The sequence below is a fragment of the Nonomuraea sp. NPDC001684 genome, from assembly GCF_053596515.1.
This window is the reverse complement of the sequence record NZ_JBSFGJ010000602.1, coordinates 1-4,599: the sequence shown is the minus strand read 5'-3', so window position 1 is coordinate 4,599 and position 4,599 is coordinate 1. Positions and strand designations below refer to the sequence as shown.

Annotated in this window: 5 protein-coding genes and 1 pseudogene; 4 read left to right on the top strand and 2 right to left on the bottom strand. The window is 71.6% G+C overall.

Translation table 11 applies throughout. The annotated features are described in order from the left end of the window. Positions 1–573, bottom strand: a 573-nt coding sequence (locus ACWCSD_RS48235) for a TetR/AcrR family transcriptional regulator (protein WP_449925814.1), incomplete at its 3' end; no start/stop codon positions are given. A 100-nt stretch (positions 574–673) separates the two neighbouring features. Between ACWCSD_RS48235 and ACWCSD_RS48230 the strand changes: the two genes are divergently transcribed. Continuing rightward, on the top strand, positions 674–1,612 hold the full coding sequence (locus ACWCSD_RS48230; RefSeq protein WP_449925812.1) for an NADP-dependent oxidoreductase: 939 nt from the start codon (positions 674–676) through the stop codon (positions 1,610–1,612). Between the two features lie 99 nt (positions 1,613–1,711). After that, positions 1,712–2,083: a DoxX family protein gene (locus tag ACWCSD_RS48225; RefSeq protein ID WP_387673419.1), complete on the top strand. Its 372-nt coding sequence runs from the start codon at positions 1,712–1,714 to the stop codon at positions 2,081–2,083. A gap of 6 nt (positions 2,084–2,089) precedes the next feature. On the opposite strand, the gene ACWCSD_RS48220 is transcribed toward ACWCSD_RS48225, so the two are convergent. After that, positions 2,090–3,373, bottom strand: a complete 1,284-nt coding sequence (locus ACWCSD_RS48220) for an acyltransferase family protein (RefSeq protein ID WP_449925808.1) — start codon at positions 3,371–3,373, stop codon at positions 2,090–2,092. A 239-nt stretch (positions 3,374–3,612) separates the two neighbouring features. On the opposite strand from ACWCSD_RS48220, the gene ACWCSD_RS48215 reads away from it, so the two are divergent. Together ACWCSD_RS48215 and ACWCSD_RS48210 are read left to right on the top strand one after the other, a co-directional pair. Beyond that, on the top strand, positions 3,613–4,398 hold the full coding sequence (locus tag ACWCSD_RS48215) for a tryptophan 2,3-dioxygenase (protein WP_364335157.1): 786 nt from the start codon (positions 3,613–3,615) through the stop codon (positions 4,396–4,398). Then, a pseudogene (locus tag ACWCSD_RS48210) lies at positions 4,395–4,599 on the top strand (kynureninase); the annotation flags it as partial. The gene ACWCSD_RS48215 and the pseudogene ACWCSD_RS48210, both read left to right, overlap by 4 nt.

The following is a 4,599-nucleotide window of genomic DNA, read 5'->3' as shown; positions in this document are numbered from 1 at the left end:
GCCGACGAGGCGGCGCGAGGTGTCCGGGGCGGCGTCCCCGGTGGCGGCGATGACACCGGCGTTGGCCATCAGCAGGATGACCATGTCCTGGTCGGTGAAGTCCGCCCGCAGCCGGCCGGTGGCCTTGGCGCGCTCGATGAGGTCGAGGAAGCCCTGGTAGGCCGCGGCCCGGCGCTTCTCCAGCGCCTTGGCCGCGGGGAACGTCATGGCCAGCACGTCGGCGAAGCCGCGGTCGGCGGCCTGCATGGCGCACACGGCCTGGACGTAGCCGACGAAGCCGTGCCAGGGGTCGGGGTCGGCCAGCGCCTCGGCGACGGCGGCGGCGTAGGCGTCCATGCGGTCGGCGAAGACGGCGTTGATGAGCTCCTCGCGGGTGGCGAAGCGGCGCGACAGGGTGGCCTTGCCGACCCCGGCGGCACGGGCGATGCAGGCCATGGAGACGCCGAGGCCGTGGCTGGCGTACAGGCGGCGGGCGGTGGCCACGATGCGTTCGCGGTTGCGTTCGGCGTCGGCGCGCAGGCCCGGCCCGGGCTGCTCGCCGGAGGGTGCGGAGGCGTCGGCGGGATGATCCATGCCTCCATCCTACCCAAGTGGAACGACCTACCCATTTTTCTTGTTACGCTGGGCAGCACGAAACGGGTAGCCCGTTCCACTTTTCTGAGAGGTGCAGCTCATGCGTGCTGTCATGCTGAACTCCGTCCCCGCCGACCCGGCCCTGGCCGACCTGCCCGTCCCCCGGCCGGAGGCCGGCGAGGTGCTGGTGAAGGTCACCGGCGCTGCGGTCAACGGCTTCGATCTGGCCGTGGCCGCCGGCTATCTGCAGCAGATGATGGAGCACCGGTTCCCGCTGGTGGTGGGCAAGGACTTCGTCGGCACCGTCGAGGCGCTCGGCGAAGGCGCCGAGGGCTTCGCCGTCGGGCAGCCGGTCTTCGGCGTGGTGATGAAGCCGTTCCTCGGCCCCGGCTCGATGGCCGAGTACGTGACCGTGTCCGCCGGTTACGGCATCGCCCCGCTCCCCCAGGGTCTGGCCGCCGCGGAGGCGGGCGCGCTGGGTCTGGCCGGCACCGCGGCGCTGGACAGCCTCGACGCCGTGGCCCTGACCGAGGGCGAGACGGTGCTGATCTCCGGCGCCACCGGCGGCGTGGGCGCGCTGGCCGTGCAGCTGGCCGCCGCCCGCGGCGCCCGGGTGATCGCCACCGGCCGTCCCGGCGCCGAGGCCGACTTCGTCACCGGGCTCACCGCCGCCGAGGTCGAGCTCGTCGACCACGGCGGCGACCTGCCCGCCCAGGTCCGCGCGCTGGCCCCGGCGGGCGTGGACGCCGTGCTGCACCTGGCGGGTGACGGCGCCGAGCTGGCGGGACTGCTGCGCGGCGGCGGCCGGCTCGCCTCGACCCTCGGCCTGACCCAGGACGCCGTCCAGGGGGCCGCGGTCACCGTGCACACTGTCATGGCCGACCCGAACCCGCGGACCCTGAGCGAGCTGGCCGCCCGGGTCGCGGCCGGTGCGCTGCGCGTGCCGGTCACCGCCACCTACCCGCTGGAGCAGGCCCCCGAGGCGTTCGCCGCCTTCCGCGCGGGCACCCTCGGCAAGATCGCCATCGCGTGCTCCTGACGTCCCCGGCCTGAAGGCCCGGGACCGTCCTCACCCCTCGACCGGCCACGCCGGGGCCCCTCGCCCCGGCCACACCCCCCTTCCGCGAAGGAACCCGTGATGAACATCGCCCTGTGGATCGTGCAGGCCGTGCTGGCCCTCCTGTTCGGGCTCGCCGGACTCACCAAGTCCACCCAGCCCAAGGAGAAGCTGGAGCCCAGACTGCCCTGGGCCGAGGACTTCTCCGCCGGCGCCGTCCGTCTCATCGGCCTCACCGAGCTGGCCGGCGCGCTCGGGCTGATCCTGCCCGCGGTCACCGGCGTCGCGCCCGCCCTGACCCCGCTGGCCGCGGCCGGCCTGGCCGTGGTGATGGTGCCGGCCGCGCTCGTGCACGTCCGCCGCAAGGAGCCCGGCGCGATCGCCGTCAACGCGATCCTGTTCCTGCTGGCCGCGTTCGTCGCCTGGGGGCGCTTCGGACCTCACCCCTTCTGAGCAGCCCTAGACCGGGACGCGCGGGCTCTCGGCCGGGCGGCGCGGCTCGGTCTCGGCGCGGCGGGCCACCAGGCGCTCGCGCAGCCGCATCGCGGGCAGCTCGACCAGGTAGTAGCTGACCGTCGCGACGGCGACCGTGCCCACGAGCACCACCGCCAGCAGCTCCCAGAAGCCGGACTTGCCCATCACCATCGGCATCGGCACCGGCGGCGCGCCGAAGACGCTGCCGTTCTGCAGCCAGAGGTACTGCAGGATGAAGTGCCACAGGTAGACGCCGTAGGAGATGCGGCCGAAGAAGCGCATCGGACGGTTGGTGAGCACCGCGTCGATGACCTTCGAGTGCACGCCGGGCACCACCACCGGGGCGATGACCAGCAGCGCGAAGATCAGGAACAGCACCATCTCGGCCATCGCCTCGGGCACGGTGGCGTAGTCGGCCATGCCGGGCTTGCCGAACGGCCGGATGCAGTTGATCACGTAGACGACGGCCGCGCCCAGCCAGAACAGCAGCGGCCGGCGCGCCACCAGGCGGTAGAAGGCGGGCGTGGTGTCCTTGGCCTCCGCGTACGCCGACAGGATGGCCAGGCCCATGCCGATGGCCAGGAAGCCGGTGAAGCCGATCACCCAGAAGTACTCGTACGGGAAGGGGCCCATCGACTCCAGGTGCGTGTACGCGGTCCAGGCCAGGCCGACGAGCACGAAGACGCCCAGCGGGACCAGCAGGCGGCGGGCCTTGGCGCCGGGGTCGGCGGCCTTCCTGGCGTACCGGTCGAAGATCCAGGCCAGGATGGGCAGCGCCAGGTAGAAGGTGACCTCGGCGGGCACGGTCCAGGTGGGCTCCAGCCCGGCGTAGCCCGCCTCGGGGCCCGGCACGTAGTAGTGCATGAGCAGCAGGGGGCTGAGCACGTACCAGAGGCCGTCGACGCTCTTGAGGTTGAGCAGCAGCAGCGCCGCCACGGCCACCAGCCAGTACGCGGGCAGGATCCGCAGCATGCGCTTGATCAGGTAGCCCTTGAGCTCAGGACGCGGCGTGCCGACGATCGTCGCCCTGGCGAACGGCCGGTACAACAGCAGGCCGGACATCACGAAGAAGGGCGGCAGCAGCACGTTGAGGCCCTGGATCAGCACGGGCCAGATGCCGACGGACGGTTTGTCGTAGAAGCCGATGACGCCGGCGGCGAAGGCGACGTGCACCACGATCACGCCCAGTGCCAGATATCCGCGCAGCCCGTCGAGCCGAGGGGCACGTTTGCCGGGGCCGCTCCTCTTGATGATCTCCGGTGAGGTCATGGCATGTTTCCTCGCAGTTCGCTCGCTGATGGGGCTCGGCGCCCCCTCGGCGCCATCGTCACGCGGGGCCGCGGGCGGCCGCATCTCGTGTCGTGCTGAATTCCCCGTGCCGCCGGACGGCCTTTTCCACATCTTCCGAAATGCGTTTCCGGCGAATTGCAGGAAGCGGTCCCGGCGGGGCAGGTAGCTGCCCTGAAATGCCCTGTCGCCCGTTCCCCGGGGCGCGCATCGTTGGGGCCATGAGAGAAGACACCGTTCTGACGTACTCGTCCTACCTGGCGCTGGAGGAGATCCTCACGGCGCAGCGACCGGTTTCCGAGAGCCATGACGAGACCCTGTTCATCATCGTCCACCAGGTGTACGAGCTGTGGTTCAAACAATTGCTGCACGAATTCGCCGAGCTGCAACTCGAACTCGCCGGCGGATTCACCGCGCACGCCATGCGGACTTTGCACCGGTCCTTGAAGCTGATGCGGCTCGCGGTCTCCCAGATGGACGTCATGGAGACGATGACGCCGTTCCAGTTCGCCGCCTTCCGCGGCAAGCTGGGCACCAGCAGCGGCTTCCAGTCGGCGCAGTTCCGCGAGATCGAGGCGGTGCTGGGCCGGCGCGACGAGCGCATGCTGCTCGGCCAGGCCGAGGGCACCCCGGCGCGCGCCCGGATCGAGGCGGCGATGGCCAGGCCCACGCTGTACGACTCGCTGCTGACGTACCTGTACCTGCGCGGCTACGAGGTGCCGCAGGACCGGTTGCACCGCGACGTACGGCTGCCGCTGGAGCCGTCGGAATCGGTGCAGGACCTGCTGCTGCGGGTCTACCGGGACGACACCGGCGCGGCCCAGCTCTGCGAGCGCTTGGTGGACCTGGACGAATGCCTCCAGGAGTGGCGGTACCGGCACCTGAAGATGGTCGAGCGCACCATCGGCGCCCGGCCGGGCACCGGCGGCTCCAGCGGCGGGGCGTACCTGCGGGCCTCGCTGACGCCGTCGTTCCCGGACCTGTGGGCGGTCAGGAGCATGGCATGAACGACATCTCGGGACGTCTGGCGCCGCACTACTCGGCCTTCCGCGCGGCGGACCGGCTGCTGCTCACCGGCCACTCCCACCAGGCCTGGCCGGACGTGGCGCTGGCCGGGCAGATCGAGGCGTTCGACGACGCCGCCAGGGACGTGGACGACAAGTGGGCCGCCGCGTTCAAGAAGGCCGACCGGGTCAGGGAGGGGTTCC